At 71.4% G+C, this 21069-nt stretch carries 21 protein-coding genes, 1 tRNA gene and 1 other RNA gene; 17 read left to right on the top strand and 6 right to left on the bottom strand.

Annotated features, from left to right (window positions below; translation table 11 throughout):
- Nucleotides 1-175 precede the first annotated feature (175 nt).
- The 5 genes from ACFWE2_RS04560 (at nucleotide 176) to ACFWE2_RS04580 (ending at nucleotide 4631) form a co-directional block, all read left to right on the top strand.
- Nucleotides 176-862 carry a TetR family transcriptional regulator gene (locus ACFWE2_RS04560; RefSeq protein WP_377223030.1) on the top strand — a complete coding sequence of 229 codons (687 nt, stop codon included), beginning with the start codon at nucleotides 176-178 and terminating at the stop codon, nucleotides 860-862.
- A 44-nt stretch (nucleotides 863-906) separates the two neighbouring features.
- Entirely contained in the window at nucleotides 907-1836 is a 930-nt protein-coding gene (locus ACFWE2_RS04565) for an ATP-binding cassette domain-containing protein (RefSeq protein WP_377223031.1), read from the top strand.
- On the top strand, nucleotides 1833-3485 hold the full coding sequence (locus ACFWE2_RS04570) for an ABC transporter permease (protein WP_377223032.1): 1653 nt from the start codon (nucleotides 1833-1835) through the stop codon (nucleotides 3483-3485). The genes ACFWE2_RS04565 and ACFWE2_RS04570 overlap by 4 nt, the downstream gene beginning before the upstream one ends.
- Before the next feature lie 134 nt (nucleotides 3486-3619).
- Nucleotides 3620-3916 (top strand): type II toxin-antitoxin system VapB family antitoxin, encoded by a 297-nt coding sequence (locus ACFWE2_RS04575; protein ID WP_108493446.1) that lies wholly within the window; start codon nucleotides 3620-3622, stop codon nucleotides 3914-3916.
- A gap of 19 nt (nucleotides 3917-3935) precedes the next feature.
- Entirely contained in the window at nucleotides 3936-4631 is a 696-nt protein-coding gene (locus tag ACFWE2_RS04580) for a LytR C-terminal domain-containing protein (RefSeq protein ID WP_377223033.1), read from the top strand.
- A gap of 38 nt (nucleotides 4632-4669) precedes the next feature.
- Here the strand turns inward: ACFWE2_RS04580 and ACFWE2_RS04585 are convergent, their stop codons facing one another.
- Together ACFWE2_RS04585 and ACFWE2_RS04590 are read right to left on the bottom strand one after the other, a co-directional pair.
- Complete coding sequence (locus ACFWE2_RS04585; protein WP_377223034.1) at nucleotides 4670-5620, bottom strand: endonuclease/exonuclease/phosphatase family protein; 951 nt, start codon at nucleotides 5618-5620, stop codon at nucleotides 4670-4672.
- A gap of 160 nt (nucleotides 5621-5780) precedes the next feature.
- Nucleotides 5781-5865 (bottom strand) — tRNA-Ser (locus ACFWE2_RS04590).
- A 171-nt stretch (nucleotides 5866-6036) separates the two neighbouring features.
- On the opposite strand from ACFWE2_RS04590, the gene ffs reads away from it, so the two are divergent.
- The 7 genes from ffs to ACFWE2_RS04625 all read left to right on the top strand — a co-directional run bounded on the left by ffs (nucleotide 6037) and on the right by ACFWE2_RS04625 (nucleotide 12618).
- Nucleotides 6037-6133: signal recognition particle sRNA small type (ffs, locus tag ACFWE2_RS04595), an RNA gene on the top strand.
- A gap of 375 nt (nucleotides 6134-6508) precedes the next feature.
- Nucleotides 6509-7396 (top strand): MetQ/NlpA family ABC transporter substrate-binding protein, encoded by an 888-nt coding sequence (locus ACFWE2_RS04600; RefSeq protein ID WP_377223035.1) that lies wholly within the window; start codon nucleotides 6509-6511, stop codon nucleotides 7394-7396.
- The gene (locus ACFWE2_RS04605) at nucleotides 7396-8460 is read left to right on the top strand and encodes a methionine ABC transporter ATP-binding protein (protein ID WP_377223036.1); all 1065 of its coding nucleotides are present in this window, start codon (nucleotides 7396-7398) and stop codon (nucleotides 8458-8460) included. Before ACFWE2_RS04600 ends, ACFWE2_RS04605 begins: the two co-directional genes overlap by 1 nt.
- Complete coding sequence (locus ACFWE2_RS04610; protein ID WP_377223037.1) at nucleotides 8457-9113, top strand: methionine ABC transporter permease; 657 nt, start codon at nucleotides 8457-8459, stop codon at nucleotides 9111-9113. The genes ACFWE2_RS04605 and ACFWE2_RS04610 overlap by 4 nt, the downstream gene beginning before the upstream one ends.
- 40 nt (nucleotides 9114-9153) lie before the next feature.
- Complete coding sequence (locus ACFWE2_RS04615; protein ID WP_377223038.1) at nucleotides 9154-9471, top strand: hypothetical protein; 318 nt, start codon at nucleotides 9154-9156, stop codon at nucleotides 9469-9471.
- A gap of 67 nt (nucleotides 9472-9538) precedes the next feature.
- The gene (locus tag ACFWE2_RS04620; protein WP_377223039.1) at nucleotides 9539-12196 is read left to right on the top strand and encodes a DNA polymerase III subunit gamma and tau; all 2658 of its coding nucleotides are present in this window, start codon (nucleotides 9539-9541) and stop codon (nucleotides 12194-12196) included.
- Nucleotides 12193-12618, top strand: coding sequence for an NUDIX domain-containing protein (locus ACFWE2_RS04625; RefSeq protein WP_377223040.1), 426 nt, complete (start codon nucleotides 12193-12195; stop codon nucleotides 12616-12618). Before ACFWE2_RS04620 ends, ACFWE2_RS04625 begins: the two co-directional genes overlap by 4 nt.
- Before the next feature lie 2 nt (nucleotides 12619-12620).
- Here the strand turns inward: ACFWE2_RS04625 and ACFWE2_RS04630 are convergent, their stop codons facing one another.
- Nucleotides 12621-12797 (bottom strand): hypothetical protein, encoded by a 177-nt coding sequence (locus ACFWE2_RS04630; protein ID WP_377223041.1) that lies wholly within the window; start codon nucleotides 12795-12797, stop codon nucleotides 12621-12623.
- Nucleotides 12798-12872: 75 nt separating this feature from the next.
- Here ACFWE2_RS04630 and ACFWE2_RS04635 point away from each other — a divergent pair, with 75 nt between their 5' ends.
- Genes ACFWE2_RS04635 through ACFWE2_RS04645 form a run of 3 tightly spaced genes read left to right on the top strand, consistent with a single transcriptional unit; the run spans nucleotide 12873 to nucleotide 14220 of the window.
- Nucleotides 12873-13334, top strand: coding sequence for a MarR family winged helix-turn-helix transcriptional regulator (locus ACFWE2_RS04635; RefSeq protein ID WP_377223042.1), 462 nt, complete (start codon nucleotides 12873-12875; stop codon nucleotides 13332-13334).
- On the top strand, nucleotides 13331-13723 hold the full coding sequence (locus tag ACFWE2_RS04640; RefSeq protein ID WP_377223043.1) for a VOC family protein: 393 nt from the start codon (nucleotides 13331-13333) through the stop codon (nucleotides 13721-13723). The genes ACFWE2_RS04635 and ACFWE2_RS04640 overlap by 4 nt, the downstream gene beginning before the upstream one ends.
- A gap of 47 nt (nucleotides 13724-13770) precedes the next feature.
- Nucleotides 13771-14220, top strand: a complete 450-nt coding sequence (locus ACFWE2_RS04645) for a GNAT family N-acetyltransferase (protein WP_377223044.1) — start codon at nucleotides 13771-13773, stop codon at nucleotides 14218-14220.
- A gap of 5 nt (nucleotides 14221-14225) precedes the next feature.
- Here the strand turns inward: ACFWE2_RS04645 and add are convergent, their stop codons facing one another.
- From add to ACFWE2_RS04660, 3 genes are all read right to left on the bottom strand, one after another.
- A complete protein-coding gene (add, locus tag ACFWE2_RS04650) occupies nucleotides 14226-15191 on the bottom strand; it encodes an adenosine deaminase (RefSeq protein ID WP_377223045.1) in 966 nt (321 codons plus the stop codon).
- Nucleotides 15192-15268: 77 nt separating this feature from the next.
- Nucleotides 15269-16822 carry an amino acid permease gene (locus ACFWE2_RS04655; RefSeq protein WP_377223046.1) on the bottom strand — a complete coding sequence of 518 codons (1554 nt, stop codon included), beginning with the start codon at nucleotides 16820-16822 and terminating at the stop codon, nucleotides 15269-15271.
- A gap of 17 nt (nucleotides 16823-16839) precedes the next feature.
- Nucleotides 16840-18195, bottom strand: a complete 1356-nt coding sequence (locus ACFWE2_RS04660; protein ID WP_377223047.1) for an aspartate aminotransferase family protein — start codon at nucleotides 18193-18195, stop codon at nucleotides 16840-16842.
- A gap of 279 nt (nucleotides 18196-18474) precedes the next feature.
- On the opposite strand from ACFWE2_RS04660, the gene ACFWE2_RS04665 reads away from it, so the two are divergent.
- Complete coding sequence (locus tag ACFWE2_RS04665) at nucleotides 18475-19596, top strand: phosphotransferase enzyme family protein (RefSeq protein WP_377223048.1); 1122 nt, start codon at nucleotides 18475-18477, stop codon at nucleotides 19594-19596.
- A 26-nt stretch (nucleotides 19597-19622) separates the two neighbouring features.
- Nucleotides 19623-21068 carry a serine hydrolase domain-containing protein gene (locus ACFWE2_RS04670; protein ID WP_377223049.1) on the top strand — a complete coding sequence of 482 codons (1446 nt, stop codon included), beginning with the start codon at nucleotides 19623-19625 and terminating at the stop codon, nucleotides 21066-21068.
- Nucleotide 21069 lies beyond the last annotated feature (1 nt).

Below are 21069 nucleotides of genomic sequence, written 5' to 3' on the forward strand. Positions count from 1 at the left end.
CACCCCGTTTGGGCCCCCCTGGGGCGGGGGGGGGCCCCCCCCCCCCCCATCCCCTTCTGTTTTTTGGTGGTTTTTTGGCCCGCTCAAGGCTTCAGGCGGCGCAAATAGCCAGCACTCAACGAGGCTGGTGGTCGGGTCTGGACTGTGGGCTGAACGCGTGGTTAGCATATTGAACATGCGTTCAGCCGAGGCTGGGGAAGCAAGCGGCGGAGAGGCGAGCACGAGCGACCTCACCGCGCGTGCCCGGATCCGTGACGCCGCGATCAACCGGTTCGCGGTGGAGGGTTTCGGCGCCTCGGTGCGCGCCATCGCATCCGACGCCGGCGTGAGCGCCGGCCTCGTGATGCACCACTTCGGCTCGAAGGACAAGCTGCGCGCCGAGTGCGACGCGCACCTGCTGGCCACCATCGGCAGGCTCAAGCGCGAGAACGTCGCCGAGGCCGCCGCGGGCCACAGCCTCTTCCACAAGTTCGCGGCCGTCGAGGAGAACGCGCCCATCGTCGGGTACGTCCTGCGGTCCATGCAGGACGGCAGTGCCCTCGCGCAGGAGTTCATCGGCCACATGGTCGACGACGCCGTTGGCTACACCAAGGACGGCGTAGCGGCGGGCGTGATCGTGCCCAGCCGGGACGAGGTGGCGCGGGCCCGCTACCTCACCCTCTCGTCGCTGGGTGCGCTGCTGCTCGAGGTGACGCTCAGCCCGCCGTCGGACCCGAGCGACCTCGCGGGGATCGTCCGCGGCTACTTCACGAACAGCTACCTGCCGATGCTGGAGCTGTTCACCGAGGGTTTCCTCACGTCTCGCCGCATGCTCGACGAATACCTGATGTACGTGCCCGACCCGCCGTCGGGGGAGGAGTAGCGCCTGCCACAACCCCTCTTCCGACGTCCGAGAGCGAGCGAACCATGACCGCGACCCCAGCGATAGAGATCCACGACCTACGCAAGACCTTCGGCACCGTCCAGGCCCTCGACGGCCTGAACCTGACCGTCCAGCCCGGCGAGATCCGCGGCTTCCTGGGCCCCAACGGGGCGGGCAAGTCCACCACCATCCGCGTCCTGCTGGGCCTCCTGCGCGCCGACTCCGGCTCCGCCCGCCTGTTCGGCGGGGACGTGTGGCGCGACGCCGTCGAGGTGCACGAGCGCATCACGTACGTGCCCGGCGACGTGAGCCTGTGGCCCAACCTGACCGGCGGCGAGTGCATCGACTACCTCGCCCGGCTCAGCGGCCGCCACGACAAAAAGCGGCTCGCGGCGCGCAAGGCCGAGCTGCTGGAACGCTTCGAGCTCGACCCGCGCAAGAAGTCGCGCACCTACTCCAAGGGAAACCGGCAGAAGGTCGCCCTGGTCGCGGCGTTCCTGACCGACGCGGAGCTGTACGTGCTGGACGAGCCGACGTCCGGCCTGGACCCCCTCATGGAGGCCGTGTTCACCGAGTACGTCCACGAGGCCAAGGACGCCGGCCGGTCCGTGCTGCTCAGCAGCCACATCCTGTCCGAGGTCGAGAAGGTGTGCGACACCGTCACGATCATCCGCAACGGGACCGACGTCGAGTCGGGCACGCTCGACGAGCTGCGGCACCTCACGCGCACGAGCGTGACCGCGGTGGTCGCGGGCGACCCGTCGGCGGTCGCGGGGCTGCCCGGCGTGCACGACCTGGTCACCACCGCCTCCGACGGCGGGACCCGGGCCACGTTCGACGTCGACAACGCGCAGATCGGCGCCGTCCTGTCCGCCGTCGCCGCGCTGGACGTGCACAGCCTCACCGCGACCCCGCCGTCGCTGGAGGAGCTGTTCATGCGCCACTACGGCGACGTGCTGGAGGACGCACGATGACCGCCCTCGCTGCCGCGCCGGCCGGCGTGCGCGGACCGGCCTTCGGCGCCACGCTCGCCGGCACCGGCCGCCTGCTGCGCTTCATGCTGCGCCGGGACCGGCTGCGGCTGCTCGTCTGGCCGCTCGGTGTCGCGCTGCTCTACGCGGGTGCACTCGGCGAGTACGTGATCCTCGGCGACGATCCGGAGGCGATGTCGGTCCGGGCCGCCCTCATGCGGACCCCCGCCATGATCTCGATGGCCGGGCCCGGCTACGGCGTTGACGACTACACACCGGGTGCGGCCGTGGCGAACGAGCTGATCCTGTGGCTGGTGCTCACGCTCGCCGTGATGAGCATCCTCCAGGTCGTGCGCCACACGCGTGCCGAGGAGGAGAGCAGCCGGTCGGAGCTGGTGCGGGCCGGTGCGGTGGGCAGGCACGCGTCGTCCGTCGCGGCGCTGCTGCAGGTGCTGATCGCCAACGTGCTCGTCGCCGTCGTCTCGGGCCTGGTGCTGGTGGCCTTCGACTTCGACGCGACCGAGTCGTTCACCATGACGTTCTCGATAGCGCTGGGTGCGCTCGTGTTCGGCGCGGTCGCCCTGGTGGCCGCGCAGGCCATGGAGCACGGGCGTGGGGCGACGGGAGTCTCGCTCGCCGTGCTCGGCGGGGCGTACTCGCTGCGGGCCATCGGCGACATCCAGGAGGAGCACGGGAGCTGGCTGTCCTGGCTGTCCCCGATCGGCTGGGTCCAGCAGACCCGGGTGTTCGTGGACATGCGCTGGTGGCCGCTCGGGCTGTGCGCGGCCGCGATCGTCCTCCTCATCGCACTGGCCGCCCTGCTGGGCTCGCGCCGTGACTTCGGCGCTGGGATGGTCGCCGTCCGAGCGGGCCGGTCCGACGCCGCCCCCGCACTGACCGGGCCCTTCGCCCTGGCCTGGATCCAGCAGCGGATGGCCCTGCTCTGGACCAGCCTCGGGCTCGGCCTCATGTGGTTCGCCTCGGGCGGTGTGGTCGAGGCGGTGCCCGACCTCGTCGAGTCCGTGGCCGACAACCCCGTGTACTCCGCCATCCTGGGCGAGGGCGACGACCTGATCCGGACGTTCCTCGGGGTGTTCGGCCTGTATGCCGGCTCCGGCGCGGCGGCGTTCGGAGTGGCCATGGCGCTCCGGGCCAAGGGCGAGGAGGAGAGCGGACGCGCCGAGCTCGTCCTCACCAAGCCGGTGAGCCGCGCGCGGTGGTTCGCCTCCGGCCTGGTCCTCGCACTGGTCGGTGCCGCCGTCGTGCAGGTGACCGGCGTGCTCGCGCTGTGGGCGGGCGCCGCGTCGTCGGGCGTCGACGAGCCCGGCTTCGGCGCCTACCTGGAGCTCGCCCTCGGCTACCTGCCCGGTCTCGCGGTCGTCGTCGCGTTCGCGGCGGCGCTCTACGCCTGGGTGCCGAAGGCCACCGGGCTCGCCTGGGTGCTGTTCGGCTACATGTTCGTGGTGGGCATGTTCGCCGACCTGTTCGGCCTGCCGGACTGGGCGCGGGGGATCTCGCCCTTCTGGTGGGTGGGCAACCCGATGGTCGACGGCGTCGACGCGGCTCACCTGTGGGGGCTGTGCGGTGCCGCCGCCGTGCTGTTCCTGCTGGCCTTCATCGGTTTCCGGCGGCGTGACCTGCAGAACGGCTGAGCCACCGGGCGGGGTGTGCGGCTGTCTTCCGTATGCTCCGTCCGGTAAGGTTCGAGGCGCCGTTCGGCGTCAGCAGGCAGGTTCTCACCGCCGCTCCCGGACCGTGCCCCACCGAGTCCAGTGAGGATGGGCCGATGATCTTCAAGGCCGTAGGTGACGGCCGCCCGTACCCCGAGCACGGGCGCTCGCGCACACGCGACTGGGTGGACGTGCCGCCACGCCAGGTGCGGCTCGACGAGCTCGTGACCACGAAGCGCACGCTCGACCTCGATACGCTGCTCGCCGAGGACTCCACGTTCTACGGCGACCTGTTCGCGCACGTCGTCGAGTACGAGGGCACCCTGTATCTCGAGGACGGCCTGCACCGCGCGGTGCGCGCCGCCCTGCAACAACGTCCCGTCCTGCACGCTCGCGTGCTCACCATCCGCTGACCTCAGGTAGGTTCGAAGAGTGACATCCCCCGGACTGGACCAGGCGCGAGTGGAGCGCCGTCGCCGAGAGCACGAGCGCCAGGCAGTGGTCTTCGGCGTGCTCATCGCGTTCCTGGCGGTCTGCGGCATCTTTGCGCTCGCGGTCTACTCGGGCGCCATCGCCGCGCCGTTCAACCGTCCGTTCAACACGGTGGGCGTCGCGGAGCAGGAGACCTTCCCGGTGCCGTGCCTGCCCGCTGTGGAGGGCCAGCCGGACGGCGCCCTCCCGGTCGCGTACTCGGACGTCCGGATCCGGGTGCTGAACGCCTCGGGCGAGGGCCCCGACGGCATCGGCCAGACCGGCCTCGGGGGCGCTTACGAGAACGCGCTCAGGGACCGGGGTTTCAAGGTCGACGAGGCGACCAACGCCGCCAAGAACCTCACGTACTCCGAGCTGCGGTTCGGCAAGGGCGGAATCGTCGCCGCGTACACCGTCGCGGCCCACTTCCCGGACATCCGGCTCGTCCTCGACGACCGGAAGAGCAAGGACCGTAGCGTCGACCTGCTGATCGGGTCCGAGTTCGAGCCCCCTCTGGACATCGCTGATGTCGGCATCTCGGCAGATACCCCGCTGACCAACGCCGAGGGCTGTGTACCGACGGCGGAGATCGAACCGCAGCCCAGGATCGGCGTGCGGGAGTCCACCGACGAAGAGTCGGCCACGCCTGCTCGCTGACCGAGCTCTTCGTCAGATGGTCTGTGTTCGGTGCGCCGTCAGAGCTTCAGCAGCGCCTGGACCGGGGTGTGGTCGCTCGGGTAGCGGCCGCCGCTGGTCCACGTGTTGATCGCGGCCGCACGAACCTCGACGCCGGGTGACGCGAGGATCCAGTCGATGCGCGCGCCGTCGGGGTTCGGCGTCCCGTAGTTGGGGAACGTGCCCGCGTACGGGGTGAGCTGCCGGTCGGCGGCGAGCCAGGTGTCCTGGAGGCCGCCCTCGGTGACCAGGACGTCGTACGCCGCCGAGCCCTCCGCCGCCGCGTTGCAGTCGGCGGTGAAGACGACGGGGAGGTCGATCTCCGCGATCTGGTCGCGGACGACCTGGGCGCTGCGCACGCGTGCGTTCTCCGCCTGATGGTCGAAGTGCGAGTTGATGTGCAGGAAGTCGCGGCCGGTCACGCTGTCGTGCAGCTCGGCCCAGGTGACGATCCGGGTGACGGTGTTGCCCCAGGTGGCGGAGCCGATGACCTTCGGGGTGTCGGACAGCCAGAACTGGTCCCACCACTTCACGGTCAGGCGCCGCGCGTCGTAGAAGACCGCCGAGTACTCGCCGGCCGCGCCGCCGTCGCGCCCGAAGCCCACCATCTTGTAGCCGCGCCCGAGCCCGGCCTCGACGGCGGAGAGCTGGTTGAACTCCACCTCCTGGACCCCGAGGATCGTCGGCTGCTCCAGCCGCAGGAACTCCGAGGTGAGCGGTGCGCGCTCCGGCCAGTAGTCGGGTTCGCCGGGCCGGGTCTGGCCCTCGCGGTCGTAGCGGACGTTGAAGCTCATGGCGTGCAGGAGCTCGCCCCGTGCGCGGCCGATGACCGGCCGACCCGCCCCCGAGGTCCGGGCCGAGGCCGGGCCGGCCAGCGCGGTCGAGGCGCCGAGGGCGCCCGCTGCCGCTGCGCCTGCGGCCGTCAGTATCGTGCGGCGTGAGACTCCGGCTGTGCCAGGAGTGGTGGACATGGGCTCTCCTCCAGGTCAGGGAACTGGTGCCCGCTCACCCGACCAGACGGAGGTGAGCACGTCCACAACACCGTGTGACGGGCCGGCGAAATGCCGGGCTCATCGTCCTGAGACGACGATGACGCGGGACATCTGCACGATGTCCCGCGTCATCACACTGCGGAGGATGGGGGATTCGAACCCCCGAGGGCGTTAACCCAACACGCTTTCCAAGCGTGCGCCATAGGCCACTAGGCGAATCCTCCTCGCGCTCGCCAAGGCGGCGCGCGGCCACAGGACCGAAGTCTGGCGCGGCCTGTCGAGGATACCGGACGCCGTGCTCGGACAACGAATCGGAGCACGCGACGCGGCTGTGAGGTCGCGTACAGCGGGTTCGACCTGGTTGGGCCGGGGTGTTCGGATCGGTTAGGCTGGGGGCAGACCCCTCGTACGGCATCACCTCGCCGAACTCCCCCAGGGCCGGAAGGCAGCAAGGGTAAGTGAGCTCTGGTGGGTGTGCGAGGGGTCCTTCAATGCCCGGGATTCGGCGGCTCATCCAGCATGTGGACGTAATTCGTTCCGCATCGTGGGATTTACCCCGAGGCGATTCGCCTCGACGTCGTGCAGTGCCGCACGATGTCCGTATGACCCGCACCTGGACCGCAGCAACGACGTCGCGCACCTGTCGCGACGCGATGTGTCGCGCTCACGTGCGCGGCGAGCGAATGTGCGAGCGCTGAGCGCGCCTCGCTGTACCGCGGCCCGCTGAGGGCCGTTCGAACTTCTCCGAGCTCGCCACGTTGCTGATGGCCGTGGCCCGCCGTCTCACCTCGGCCTGCGTCAGACGCAGACCCCACGCATCCTGAGCACAGGCATACCCGCGCCAGTGCGCCCCTGAGAGGACCACCCATGTCTCGCTTCACCTCTGTCCTGGCCACCGGTCTCGCCGCCGTCACCGCCCTCGCGCTGAGCGCCTGCGGTGCCGGGGGCGACGCCACGGCGGCCGCAGGCACCGCCGAGGACCCGGTACGCATCGGCGTCGTCAACTCCGGCGACGACTACTGGACCACCTTCACCGACCTGGCCGAGAAGGAGGGCATCACGGTCGAGCTGGTGAACTTCAGCGACTACCAGCTCCCCAACCAGGGCCTGACCGACGGCGACCTCGACCTCAACCAGTTCCAGCACCTGCAGTTCCTCGCGGGCTACAACACTGCCTCTGGGCAGGACCTCACGCCGATCGGCGCGACCGCCGTCTACCCGCTTGGCCTGTACTCCCAGAAGCACGACAGCGTCGAGGCCATCCCCGACGGCGGCGAGATCGCCATCCCCAACGACGACACCAACCAGGCGCGGGCGCTGCTCGTGCTCCAGGAGGCCGGGCTCGTCACCCTGCGTGACGGCGGCAGCGCGTTCTCCACGCCGGCCGACATCGTCGAGGACGAGTCGCGCGTGACCGTCACCCCGGTCGACGCCGCCCAGACGGCGCTCGCGCTGCAGGACGTCGACGCCTCGATCATCAACAACGACTTCGTGGGTGACGCCGACCTGACCGCCGAGGACGCCATCTTCTCGGACGACCCGGACTCGTCCGCGGCCGAGCCGTACATCAACGTGTGGGTGGCGCGGGCTGCCGACGCCGACAACGAGGTGTTCCAGCAGCTCGTCGAGATCTACCACTCCCCGGAGGTCGAGGAGGGCGTGCTCGAGGCCTCGGGCGGCACCGGTGTCATCAAGGACAACTCTGCGGCCGAGCTGCAGGAGATCCTGGCCGGCATCGAGGCGGACGCGTCCTGATGCCTTCCGTGACCGACGCTGCGACCAGCAGCATCGTGCGGTTCGAGGGCGCCTCCAAGGTGTTCCCGGGCCGGGGGCGAGGTGCGGAGGTGCGCGCCGTCGACGATGTCACCCTCGAGATCCGCGAGGGCGAGATCTTCGGCGTCATCGGTCAGTCGGGTGCAGGCAAGTCGACCCTGGTCCGGTTGATCAACGCGCTGGAGCGCACCACAGGGGGCGACGTCGTGGTCGACGGCGTCGCGCTCGGCGCTCTCAACGAGGCCCGGCTGCGCCCGGTGCGCGCCGGGATCGGGATGGTGTTCCAGCAGTTCAACCTGCTCGCCTCCCGGACCGTCGCGGGCAACGTCGCGTACCCGCTCGAGGTGGCCGGCTGGCCGCGTTCGCGGCGGGAGGCTCGGGTCGCCGAGCTGCTCGACTTCGTCGGCCTGGCGGAGAAGGCGGGCGTGCACCCGTCCGCCCTCTCGGGCGGGCAGAAGCAGCGCGTCGGCATCGCCCGGGCGCTGGCCACGAACCCGCGCATCCTGCTGGCGGACGAGGCGACGTCGGCCCTCGACCCCGAGACCACGCGCGACGTGCTGGACCTGCTCCAGCGCGTCAACCGGGAGCTCGGTGTCACCGTCGTCGTGATCACGCACGAGATGGACGTCGTGCGCTCGATCTGTCACCGCGTCGCCGTGATGGACCGCGGCCGGGTCGTCGAGGTGGGCGAGGCGTACCAGGTGTTCAGCGCGCCCGCGCACGACGTGACCCGGCGGTTCGTCGCCACCGCGCTGCGTGACCGGCCGTCGCCCGAGGTGCTGGAGCGGCTGCGCGCGCGGCACACCGGGCACATCGTGACGGTGGGTGTGGACGAGGTGGCCGGCTCGTCGGCGGTGCTCACGCGCACCCTGCGCGAGCACGGCGTCGACGGGACGGTCGTCTTCGGCGGCATCACCGAGGTCGCGGAGCGGCCCTACGGCTCGCTGACCGTCGAGCTCGTCGGCGACACGGCCGCGGTGGAGGCCGCCGTGGCGGCGCTGCGCGACGTGACCTGGGTGGACGACCACGGGAGGGCCGCCGCATGAGCTGGGAGACACTGACGCCGCTGCTCTGGGAGGCGGCCGGCCAGACGGCGTACATGGTGCTGATCACCTTGCTCGTGGGCGGTTTTCTCGGGCTTGCCCTCGGACTCGGGCTGTACCTGACGCGGCCGGGGAACCTGCTCGGCAACCGGGTCGTGTTCGCGGTGCTGAACCTCGCCGTCAACGTGGTGCGGCCCATCCCGTTCATCATCTTCCTGGTGGCGCTCGGGCCGCTGACCCGCGCCGTCATCGGCTCGACGATCGGCATCGAGGCGTTCACCTTCGCGATGTGCTTCATGGCGACGTTCGTCTTCGCGCGGCTCGTCGAGCAGAACCTCGTCTCGATCGACCCCGGAGTGGTCGAGGCCGCCCGGGCCATGGGCGCCTCGCCGTTCCGGATCGTGCGGACGGTCCTGGTCCCCGAAGCGCTGGCACCGCTGATCCTCGGCTACACGTTCCTGTTCGTCGGCGTGCTCGACATGTCCGCGATCGGCGGCTACCTGGGTGCCGGAGGCCTTGGCGACTTCGCGATCGTGCACGGCTACCGCCAGTACGACTGGGCGGTGACCGCCGTCGTCGTGCTGATCATCGTGGTGATCGTCCAGGCAGTGCAGTGGCTGGGGAACGGGCTGGCGCGGCGGGCGCTCAGGCGATGAGGCGCCGGCTGCTGGTCCGCGGGGTGGTAGAAGTGCACCCATGACGGATCAGCAGCCAGGCCCTGACACACCACCACCACCGGCCCGCGAGATCAGCGTCGCCTACCGCCGATGGGCGAACGTCCTCGTCTGGGCCGCGGCAGCCATCGGGCTGTTCGTGGTGGTCGCGTCCGTGACAAGTGTCGTGTTCCTTGCCCAGGCGGACGCCGACTCGTCCAAGTCGGCACTCGGCTACCTCGCCATCGTCCTCTGGGTCGGCATCTTCGCGGCCGTCCCGGTCCTGCTCGGAGTCGGTATCCCCGGCCTGGTCATGAAGCTGCGCGTGCGGCAGCAGGACCGGGCGTCGGCCGGCCGGTGACGGCCCCCGCTCGTACCTGTGGAGGGCTGTCCTCCGCGTGTCGGTGAGGCCGTCTATCGTTGCGGGGGTGAGCACCGCCCTATACCGCCGCTACAGGCCCGAGACGTTCGCCGAGGTGATCGGCCAGGACCACGTCACGGGCCCCCTCATGCAGGCCCTGCGCAGCGGGCGGGTGAACCACGCCTACCTCTTCAGCGGTCCACGAGGCTGTGGAAAGACGACGTCGGCGCGCATCCTCGCCCGCACGCTCAACTGTGCGAAGAACACGCCCGAGTCGCCGATCGACACCCCGTGCGGCGAGTGCCCCTCGTGCGTTGAGCTGGCGCGCGGCGGCAGCGGTTCGCTCGACGTGGTGGAGATCGACGCGGCGTCGCACAACGGTGTGGACGACGCGCGCGACCTGCGCGAACGCGCCACGTTCGCGCCGGCTCGCGACCGGTACAAGATCTTCATCCTCGACGAGGCGCACATGGTGACGCCGCAGGGCTTCAACGCGCTGCTGAAGATCGTCGAGGAGCCGCCGCCGCACATCAAGTTCATCTTCGCGACCACGGAGCCGGACAAGGTGATCGGCACCATCCGGTCGCGGACGCACCACTACCCGTTCCGGCTCGTGCCGCCGGACGTGCTGTCGCCGTACCTCGAGCAGCTCTGCGCCGCCGAGGGCGTCGAGGTGACCAGCGGAGTGCTCCCGCTGGTCACGCGCGCGGGCGGCGGTTCGGTACGCGACTCCCTTTCCGTGATGGACCAGCTCATCGCCGGCGCCCCGGACTCGGTCGTCGACTACGACCTCGCGGTCGGCCTGCTCGGCTTCACGCACGCGACCCTGCTGGACGACGTGGTGGACGCGCTCGCGGCACGCGACGGGGGGTCGATCTTCCGGGTGGTCGACCAGATCATCGTGACGGGGCACGAACCGCGCCGGTTCGTCGAGGACGTGCTGGAGCGGCTGCGTGACCTCATCGTCATCGGGGTCTCGGGTGACGCTGCCAGCGCTGTGCTGCGGGGTATCCCGACTGATCAGCTCGACCGCATGCGAACCCAGGCCGGTCGCCTCGGGGTCGCCGAGCTCTCCCGGGCCGCCGACCTCGTGAACGCGGCCCTCACCGAGATGACTGGCGCCACATCGCCGCGCCTGCACCTGGAGCTGCTGTGCGCTCGCCTGCTCCTGCCCGGAGCCGACGACGGGGCCGCGGGCTTCGCCGCGCGTATCGACCGGCTCGAGCGTGGCGGGATCGTCGCTTCCGGCGCCTCGGCCGCACCCGGTCCTGGGCACGGCACGGCGTCGGGGGGCGGTACGGCACCTGTCGGTGCACCGCCGCAGGAGCCGACGGCGGGCGGGCTCGCCGGGGCGGCCGCCGCGCGTGCGGTGCTCGACGCGCGCAAGAAGCGGGGGGAGCCAGGCCGGTCCGCGACCACGGAGCCCGCTCGCCCCGCACCCGAGGCTGCTCCGGTCGCTCCTGCCGCCGCACCCGAGCCCGAGCCGACGGCCGCGGACGCACCCGCACCGGCGGCGCCCGCGGAACCCGAGCCGGCCGTCCCGGCGGCGGCTCCGGTTCAGGAGGCGCCCGTACAGCAGCCACCGGCAGAGCCTGCCGCTGTCTCGGCACCAGCCGAGTCCCAGGCAGAGCCGGCTGTCACGACGGAGACGGTCCGACGGCGCTGGCCGGAGGTGCTCGGCTCGCTCGCCGCCGCGCGCGTGACGTGGTCGCTCGTCGGCCCGAACGCGCAGGTGGCCTCGCTCGAGGGCAACACGCTAAAGCTCGGCTTCGCGGCCCCCGGCCTGGCCCGCACGTTCTCGAACGCACGGCACACCAGCGCGGTGGAAGAGGCGGTCTATCAGACGCTCGGCATCCGAGTCCGGGTCGAGGCGACCCTGGACGAGGGCCCGTCCGGCGGCGGCGCGGGGTCCGGCGGCGGAACCTTCGGCGGTGGCCCGTCGACGGGTGCGTCGCCGAGCGGCGGTCCGGCGGCGGGCGGCGTCGGACCTGTGTCGGACGAGCCCGGCAGCGGGGCCCCTGCGCCCGATACCGCTCCGGCGCCCGACTGGCCCGACGTGCCGCCCCCCGGCGGGGCGTCGGCCACGGTGTCCGCCACGTCGGCCTCGGCCGAGGCGGTGGCCGTCGTGGGTGCCACCGCGGTGGGTGCGGTGGGTGGTGGTCCCTCGGGTGGGTCGGTGGCGACCGCCCAGGGGAGCGTCGCGGTCGCCGAGCGTCCCGAGCCTTCTCGGCCCCGGCCGACCGGTCCCGAGGCGGGGCGTCCAGAGCCTTCCAGGCCTGCAGCCCGCCCCCGGGCGGCGGCGAGCGCGGCCGACGAGGCCTGGCTCTCCGGGGCCAGCGCTACCGAACCGCCTGCGGACTACGACATGCCGGAGCCCGAGCCGGTCTACGAGGACCAGGTCCCGGCAGCGGCTCCAGCGCAGGCTCCGGCCCCGGCGCGAGCCCCCATGTCCGGCGCGGGTAGCGCGCGCGAGGCCCTGCGACAGGCGAACGAGCGCCGCGCGCGGGCGGCGAGCGGTGCCGCCTCCGATCCGCGCCGCGGGACCACCGCGGACGTCGGTACGAGCGCGCCGCGAACGGCGGTCGCCCCGGCCGGCGAACCTGATCTCTACGACGAGCCGTCCGCGGACGATCCGGACATCACGTCGGCGGGCATGGTCGGCGTACCGCTCGTCGTGCAGGTGCTGGGCGGAACGGTGATCGAAGAGATCGTGGAGCAGTCATGAGCGAGGGCGGCGCCGTCGGTCCGATCACGACGCTGCGGATCGTCGCGGTCGTCGTCGAACGGTCCGACGGGCGGCACCTGCTCGTCCGCAAGCGAGGCACACAGACGTTCATGCAGGTGGGCGGCAAGATCGAGCCAGGTGAAGAGCCCCTGGCCGCGCTCGTCCGGGAGGTCGAGGAGGAGGTGGGCCTACGGCTCGATCCGGCGGACATCGAAAGCCTCGGCAGGTTCGGGGCGCCGGCCGCAAACGAACCCGACCACGTCGTCGACGCCCACGTCTACCAGGTCCGCCTGCGACCAGGTACCGAGGTCGCCGTCCGGGCAGAGATCGAGGAGCTGGTGTGGATCGATCCTGCCGATCCGGTCGCGAGCTACCCGCTCGCGCCGCTCACCCGGGACCTGCTGGTCGCCGCGGGGCACTGAGCTCAGCCCTGCGCTCGCTCGGCCCGGAGCCGCGCCACGAGTGCGGCGCGTTCACGCTCCATGCGGCGTCGAGGGTCGGTGTCGTCCGCCTGCTGGGCGGGTCCGGCCACGGTCAGGAGCAGCCAGTTGAGCCGCCACTTGAAGCGGTACCCGAGGGTCAGGCCGTCGCGGTCGCGCATTCCGTTCCTCCATTGCTTGGTGTACCAATAGTTTGCACACAAACTGTTAGTCTGGTCAATATCGAGAGGAGAGACATGACCGCCGCATCACGGCCCGACGCCGTAGCCACCGACGACCTCCTGGCTCTCGACCGTCAGGTCTGCTTCGCGCTCGCCGTCGCCTCACGCAGCGTCATCGCGCTGTACCGGCCGCTGCTCGAACCGATGGGTATCACGCACCCGCAGTACCTGGTCATGCTCGCCCTGTGGGAGCGGTCGCCGCTGTCCGTCAAACAGCTCAGCGGACTGCTGCAGCTCGACCCCGGCACCCTGTCCCCCCTGCTCAAGCGGCTCGAGGCGATCGGTTACGTGACGCGCCGCCGCGATCCTCGCGACGAGCGGGCGCTCGCCGTCGAGCTCACGGAGGAGGGTCGTGCGTTGCGCGAGCAGGCGCTGCGGGTGCCGCCGGCGATCATGGCGCGGCTGGGCATGTCCGCCGAGGAGCTCCAGGCGCTGCACAGCAGCCTCACGCGGGTCATCGCGGCGGCTGCCCCGTGAGTCGCGGCCGCCTGCATCACGTCGAGCTGTGGGTCCCGTCCCTCGTCCGCGCGGAGCGGTCCTGGGGCTGGCTCCTCACGACGCTCGGCTACTCCGAGCACCAGCGGTGGGACGCCGGCCTGAGCTGGATCCTCGACGGCACCTACGTCGTCGTCGAGCAGAGCCCTGCCCTCTCGGCCGATACCCATGACCGGCTCGCTCCAGGCCTCAACCACCTCGCGTTCCACGGCGGCACGCGCGACGAGGTGGATCGGCTGGTCGAGGCAGCACCCGAACACGGCTGGGCTCTCCTGTTCCCCGACCGGCATCCGCACGCCGGCGGACCCGACCACTACGCCGCTTACCTGGAGAACGGCGACGGCTACGAGGTCGAGGTCGTCGCGGGCTGACCGTCGATGGGGCAGGCACTGTCAGTGACCCGTGGCACAGTCGGTCCATGGCCAACCTCCAGCTCGCCGAGCTCACGACGGACAATCTCTTCGCGGCCGTCCAGCTCCCACCTCAGCCACCCGACAAGGAGCCCGTCGCACCGGTCGCCTGGTCGATCGCCGAGGCGTACGTCAACCCGACCGCATGGCCGAGGGTGGTCCTCGACGGCGACGAGGTGGTCGGCTTCGTGATGGCGAACTGGAACCCGGACGAGGAGATCCCGGAGTTCCGCGCCGGGATCTGGCGACTCAACGTGGCCCGCGAGGCGCGCAAGCGTGGGGTCGGCCGGTTCGCGGTGGAGCAGGTCGCCGAGGAGGCCAGGCGTCGCGGGCTCGACCGCATCACCGTCCTGTGGGTCCCGGGTGCGGACGGGCCCGAGGAGTTCTACCTGCGGTGTGGCTTCCGCAAGACGGGGAACATCCTGTTCGACGAGGTGGTGGGCGAGCTCCTGCTCTGAGCCGGCTACCCGTCGAGCCAGTCCTGGACTCCGTCGAGCAGCCGCCGTCGCAGACCGTCCGGCGCGTGCGAGGCCTGGATCGAGGCGGCAGCGATCGTCGCGAACTCAGAGTCAGAGCAGACCTCCCGCACGATCTCGTACTGGCCCAGTACCCCGGCCCCGAACAGCAGCGGGTCGTCGCTCGCCAGGGCTACGGGGACGCCGCCGGCCAGCAGCGCGGGCACCGCGGTCAGGGCGGGCGTGACGCCGAACGGCGGGTACGACGTCGGGCAGACCTCGAGCGTCACCTGCCGCTCCGCGAGGAGCGCGACCACCGACGGGTCCTCGAGCGCCGTCAGCCCGTGCCCGATACGGGTGGCGTCCAGCAGCTCGACGCAGTCACGCACGTGCCACGCGCCCTCGTAGAACCCGGCGTGCGGTACGCGAGCCAGCCCGGCGTCGGCCACCGCCCGGTACGCCGGGACGAAGTCGCCGACGCGTCCGCGCCGCTCGTCGTTCGAGAGCCCGAAGCCGAGCACGCCGTCCGCCGCGTACTTCACCGCGAGCCCGGCGATCCGCTCCGCGTGGGCGGGGTCCGCGCCCCAGCTCGCCGCGAGGATCACGCCGACCGGCAGGTCGCGAGCGGCGTCGAGCAGTGCCTCGACCACCGCCTCCAGCGACCCGAGCCATCCCGCGTACGACGTCGGGTCGACCTGCAGCTCGGTCCAGCCGACGCCGTCGCCGGCATCCTGTTCCACGGCTTCTCGGACCACGCGCGCGATGTCGTCGGCCGAGCGGACCGCCGCGCGGGCCGTGTCGTACCGGGCCTGGAACACCTCCCAGCCGTGCACCACACCGGGCTCGATCGCCGCGGCGGGCAGCGCCGGGAGGTCGTAGCGGGCAGCCAGCTCAGCGGCGGTCGACGGCCGCATCGATCCCGTCAGGTGCAGGTGCAGGTTCGCCTTGGGCAGCGCGCGCAGGTCGCGGGGCATGCCAGGGAGTCTGGCACGGGTGACCATGCACCTGCTGCCAGGACGGTGCTGATCCTGGCAGCAGGTGCATGGTCATCTCAGGCGCTGACGTCGGCCGCCGCGGCCTTCGGTTCGATGGCGCCCTCGGCCCTCGCCGAGAGCCCGCCCGACATCGCGTACTCCTCCTCGGGTGACAGCACCAGCCGCTTGCGGCCCACCAGCGCGAACATGACGAGCCCCACCACGAAGACGACCAGGAACGTCACGACCGCCACCTGGAACGCGCTGTTCAGCACGATGCCGAGGAACGCAGCCACCGAGATCACGCCGGCCACGGCGGCGCCCCAGATGCCGGTCGGGCTCCGGTAGGGCCGGACGGCGTCGGGGAACTTACGGCGCAGCAGCACGAACGACACCATCTGCATGACGTACGAGATCACCGCGCCGAACACCGCGATGAACAGGATCACCCCCGACGCCGCCCCCGCAGCGTCCGGGCTGATCGCCGGGACCACGAGCAGTACGAGGGTGAGGATGACGAGGCCGAGCACCGCCGTCGCGACCAGCGCCACCCACGGTGTCTTGTGCTTTGCGCCGGTCAGTGAGAGGAAGGTCGGGTAGTAGCCCGCCCGCGAGAGCGAGTACAGGTTGCGCCCGGCGGCGAACAGGATGCCCTGGAGCGACGCGAGCAGCGCCACGAGCGCGAGCAGCGCCAGCACACCCGCCGCCTCCTCGGGGAGGAACGCCCGGAAACCGGCCAGCAGCGGCTCGTCGCCGTCGCCGGGTGACACGGTGATGGCGGCAGAACCCGTCACGGCGGGGTTGAGGAACAGCACCATCAGGCCGAAGGCGGCGAGCGTGACGACGCCCCAGACCGAGGCCTTGGGGATGTCACGCGCCGGGTCGTGGGCCTCCTCGGCGGCGAGCGGCAGCTCCTCGATCCCGAGGAAGAACCAGATGGCGAACGGCAGCGCGTAGAGGATCCCGATGGTGCCGAACGGCAGCAGCTCGGTACCGCCGTCGGCGGGCACTATGTCGTTCAGGCGGGAGAAGTCGACGGCTCCGGACGCGAAGGCGGCCACGGCGAAGAACGCCAGCACCACGAGCGAGACGACGGCGACCACCACGGCCAGCCGAAAGCCCACATGCGCCCCGAGCGCGTTGATCGCGACGAAGGCCACGTACAGCACGATCCACCACACCCACTGCGGCAGCGACTGCCCGGTGAAAGCCGTGAGCGCGGAGTCCGCGTACACACCGGAGAACCAGACGACGACGGCGGTGGTCACGACGTACTCGATGGTCTCGGCGAACCCGGTGACGAACCCGCCCCACGGACCCATCGCGGCGCGCGCGAACGAGTACGCGCCGCCGGTGTGCGGCATGGCCGCGGACATCTCGCCGATCGAGAAGATCATCGTGAAGTACATGACGGTCACGAGAACCATGGCGACGAGCATCGGGACCCAGCCCGTGGTGCCGAGGCCCACGTTCCAGCCCGAGAACTGGCCGGAGATCACCGCGGCGATCCCGATGCCCCACAGGCCCCAGAACCCGGCGCTGCGCCGCAGCTCCCGCTTCTCGAAGTACTGGCCGTCGGCCTGGGTGTAGGTGACGCCCGCGGTTCCGGGCGCCGCTGAGGTCGTTGCCATGCGGTCCTCCAGTGAGTTCAGTGGTCGAGCGCGGTGAGCGCGTCGGAGAAGCCGTCGATCAGGCGGTCGAGGTCCTGGTCGTCGAACACGAGGGGCGGGCGGAGCTTGAGCACGTTGCCCGGCCCGCAGACGGACGTGAGGATCCGGCGCTCGCGCAGCGCCTCGACGACGTCGAGGGCCGCCGCGACGTCGGGCGCCTTGGTCTCTGCGTCGGCGACCATGTCGACGCCGACGTAGAAGCCTGTACCGCGGACATCGCCCACCCGCGGGTGGTCCGCGGCGGCCTCGCGCAGGGCGGCGAGCATCCGCGCGCCGACACGGGCGGCGTGCTCCTGGAGCTTGTCCTCCTGGAGCACGTCGAGCACCGCCTGCGCGGCCGCCATCGACACGGGGTTGCCGCCGAAGGTGTTGAAGTACGGGATGTGGTCGCCGAACGAGGCAAGCACTTCGCCCCGCGCTACGACCGCGCTGACCGGGATGCCGGCGGCCATCGGCTTGCCGAGGGTCACGATCTCTGGCACGACGCCGTGGCGGGCGAACCCCCACATCGCGTCCCCCGTGCGGCCGAACCCCGGCTGCACCTCGTCGGCGATGAACACACCGCCGGCGCGCCGCACCACCTCGATGGCGGGCGCCAGGAAACCGGCGTCGCCCGCCGGGTCGGGGAACACGCCGTCGGACGAGAAGATGGAGTCGGCCAGGAAGGCGGCCAGTCGTACGCCACGCCGCTCCAGGTCGGCCACCTGCCGGGCCACCTGGTCGGCGAACCACTGGCCCAGGTCCTCTGCGGCGACGGGCGCCCGGTACGGGTCGGGTGCCGGGACGGTCCGCACATCGAGCGCCAGGTCCTGCCCGGAGCCCAGGGCGGGCGACAGCGAGGACGTCAGCTCGGTGTTGCCGTGATAGGCCTCGGCGCTGACGATGACACCGGTGCCGCCGGTGTGCGCGCGGGCCACACGGACGGCCAGGTCGTTGGCCTCCGAACCCGTGCACAGGTACATGACCCGGTCCACCTCGCCCGGCATCGTGGCGAGCAGCGACTCGGAGTAGTCGACTATCCGCTCGTGCACGTACCGCGTGTGCGTGTTCAGCGCCGCGGCCTGCTTGGCGATCGCGTCCACGACCCGCGGGTGACCGTGCCCCACCGAGGCCACGTTGTTGTACACGTCGAGGTAGTCGTTGCCGTCCGTGTCGAAGACGTGGGCCCCGCTGCCCCGTACCAGGTGCACGGGCTCGCGGTAGAAGAGCCGGTAGGCGGAGCCCAGCACGTCCGACCGTCGCTCCACCAGGCGTGCGGTCCGGGGCGGCAGTCCACCGGTGGAGTCACCGGGCCGGAAGGCGTTGGTGTCCATGATCGTCGACCGAGTAGCCACGGCAGTGCTCCTCACGCTCGCGTCCCGCCGCGCATCCCACCAGGAGGGATCCACGGCCGCCCGGCCGTCCGCAGGACGGTCCTTATCGTGACGGCAGCATGTATCTCCCGGCGCAGCCTCGCGATGACGGTCGGGTAACCGTTCGGCGCGATACCCGCCCGGCTTGTTTCGTGCCGGTGACTTGCGTGAATTCCCCGTTGCGCCCCTTGTCCGGCACCGGCGGGCGGAGCACCATGGCAGCGGCCGCCCGCCTCCGCTCCCAGCCTGAGGAGCAACCACATGCCCGTCACCGCCGCAGCGCAGTCCGCATCCGGTCCGCAGCCACCCACCCCGCCCCCAACGCTCGCCGCGTTCGACGCGCTGGTGCCGGGGGACCAGGCGCCCGGCTGGCTCCGCGACGGCGTGGCCGCGTCCTGGCAGTTCGGTCCGGCCCTCGGCGGCGAGGTCGCCATGCGCCTGATCACCGTCTCGGAGAACGCGACGTTCCTCGTGACCGCCGACGACGCACCGGCCGCCGTCGTGCGGGTCGCCCGCCCCGGGTACCTGGCCGGAGCCGACGCGTTCGAGTCCGAGGTCGCCTGGGTCGCGGCGCTCGCCGCCGAGGGCGTCTGCCAGGTGCCCGCCGCGCTGCGCACCCGGTCGGGCACGTTCTGCGCGGCCCTGGCCTCCGACGACGGCACCGACTGGTGGTGCGTCGCCTACGGCTACGTCACCGGGCGCATCCTGGAGGACCTGTTCAGCGACGCCGGTTCGGGCGCGAGCGGCGCGGCAGCGGACCCGACGTCGTACTACCGCGAGATCGGCGCCATCAACGCCCGGCTGCACGAGCACGCGCTCACCTGGGCTCCACCCGCCGGCTTCGCCCGCCACTCGTGGGACGTCCCGGACATGCTCGGGCCGACGGCGCGCTGGGGACGCTGGGAGGACGCCGTCGGCGACGGCGCGGAGCGGACCCTGCTGGAGGAGGCCCAGGCCGCGGCGCTCGAGGTCGTCGGCCGGGCTCCGCGTGACACCGCCGCCTGGGGGCTGGTGCATGCGGACCTGCGGCCGTCGAACATCATGATCCAGGGGGAGTCGCTGACCGTCATCGACTTCGACGACTGCGGCCACACCTGGTTCCAGTACGACTTCGCGGCCGCGCTGAGCTTCCTGGAGCACACGCCGGAGGCGCCGACCATGGCCGTGGAATGGCTCGCCGGCTACACGTCCGTGCGGCCGCTGGTGCGGGACGCCGTCGAGCTCGGGTGTGCGCTGTCCATGGTGCGCCGCCTGCAGATGCTCGGCTGGACCACCACCCACCGCGCCGACGCCCTCCCGCCGGACCTCTGGTCCGCGCAGGTGCCAGGCACGCTCGCCGTGGCCGAGTCCTACCTCCGCAACCCGACCTGGCTGTTGGACTGAGACCTGGTCCGGGTATCGTGCCCGGCATGTCTCGGATCCTGCCCCGGTCCACCCCGCTGGCCGAGGGTGTCGAGCCCGCAGCGGTGCGGCGCCTGATCGACAGCCTCGACCGTATCGAGGACGTGCACAGCGTGCTCGTGCTGCGGCACGGCCGTGTCATCGCGGAGGGCGGGTGGCACCCGCACACCACCGACCGGCCGCACGAGATGTTCTCGGTGAGCAAGAGCTTCACGTCGACGGCGGTCGGGTTCGCGGTCCACGAGGGGCTCCTCACGCTGGACGACAGCGTGCTCGACCTCCTGCCGGACGACGCTCCCGCCGACCCGAGCGAGCACCTGCGCGCCATGCGCGTACGCGACCTGCTGACCATGACCACCGGCCACAGCGCCTCGACCATGGAAGGTATCAACCGCACGATCTCCCTCCCTGGCGCCGGCTGGGCCCGCGCGATCCTCGCCGAGCCGGTGGAGCACCAGCCGGGCACGCGGTTCGTCTACAACACGGGGGCGACGTACCTGCTCTCGGCGATCCTGCACCGGCTGACGGGTGAGCGGCTGCTCGACTACCTGACGCCGCGCCTGCTGGCGCCGCTGGGTATCACGCACGCCACGTGGGAGCAGGACCCGGACGGCATCGACACGGGCGGATTCGGCCTCTCGATCACCATCGAGGAGATGGCCGCGTTCGGCCAGCTCTACCTGCAGGGCGGTGTCTGGGAGGGAAAGCAGCTCGTCCCGGCCGAGTGGGTCGCGGCGGCGACGGCGAAGCAGGTGGAGAACGGCCCGGGCGACTCCGACTGGAGCCAGGGCTACGGCTACCAGTTCTGGCAGTGCCGGCACGGCGCCTACCGGGCCGACGGCGCCTTCGGTCAGTACATCCTGGTCTGGCCGGAGAAGGACCTGGTGATCACCACGACGTCGGGTCTGTCGGACCTGTCGTTGGTGCTGGAGGCGGTATGGGACGCGTTCCTGCGCGACGATGCCTGGGTCACGCCGACGGACGCCGAGTCCCCGACGCCGGAGACGGCGGACGAGACCGGCACCCTGGAGCTCGCGCTGCGCACACCGGCGGGAGCGGAGTCGATCCCGGTCGAGGACTCGCTGCTCGGCGTGACCTACGACCTCGATCCGAACCCGCGAGGCTTCACCGCTCTGACGCTCGGCCGCGGCGCGGACGGCCGGACCGAGGTGGTCTTCACGGTCGGCGGCGTGGACCGTGTGGTGCAGTTCGGTTACGAGGAGTGGTGCCCGGGAACCAGCGCGTTCCTCGGCGAACCGGCCGACGTGGCGACCGCAGCGGCCTGGACGGACGAGCTGACGCTGCGCGGCCGGATGATCTTCCTCGGTACACCGTTCGAGCTGCGCCTGGAGCTGCGGTTCTCCGGCGAGGACGTGGCCGTGCTGCTCGACCAGAACGTCGCCTTCGGTGAACGGGGCGTACTGGACGTGTCCGGCAAGGCCCGCCGAACCTGAC

This window comes from Promicromonospora sp. NPDC060271 (genome assembly GCF_042726755.1).
Classification (GTDB): Bacteria; Actinomycetota; Actinomycetes; order Actinomycetales; family Cellulomonadaceae; genus Promicromonospora.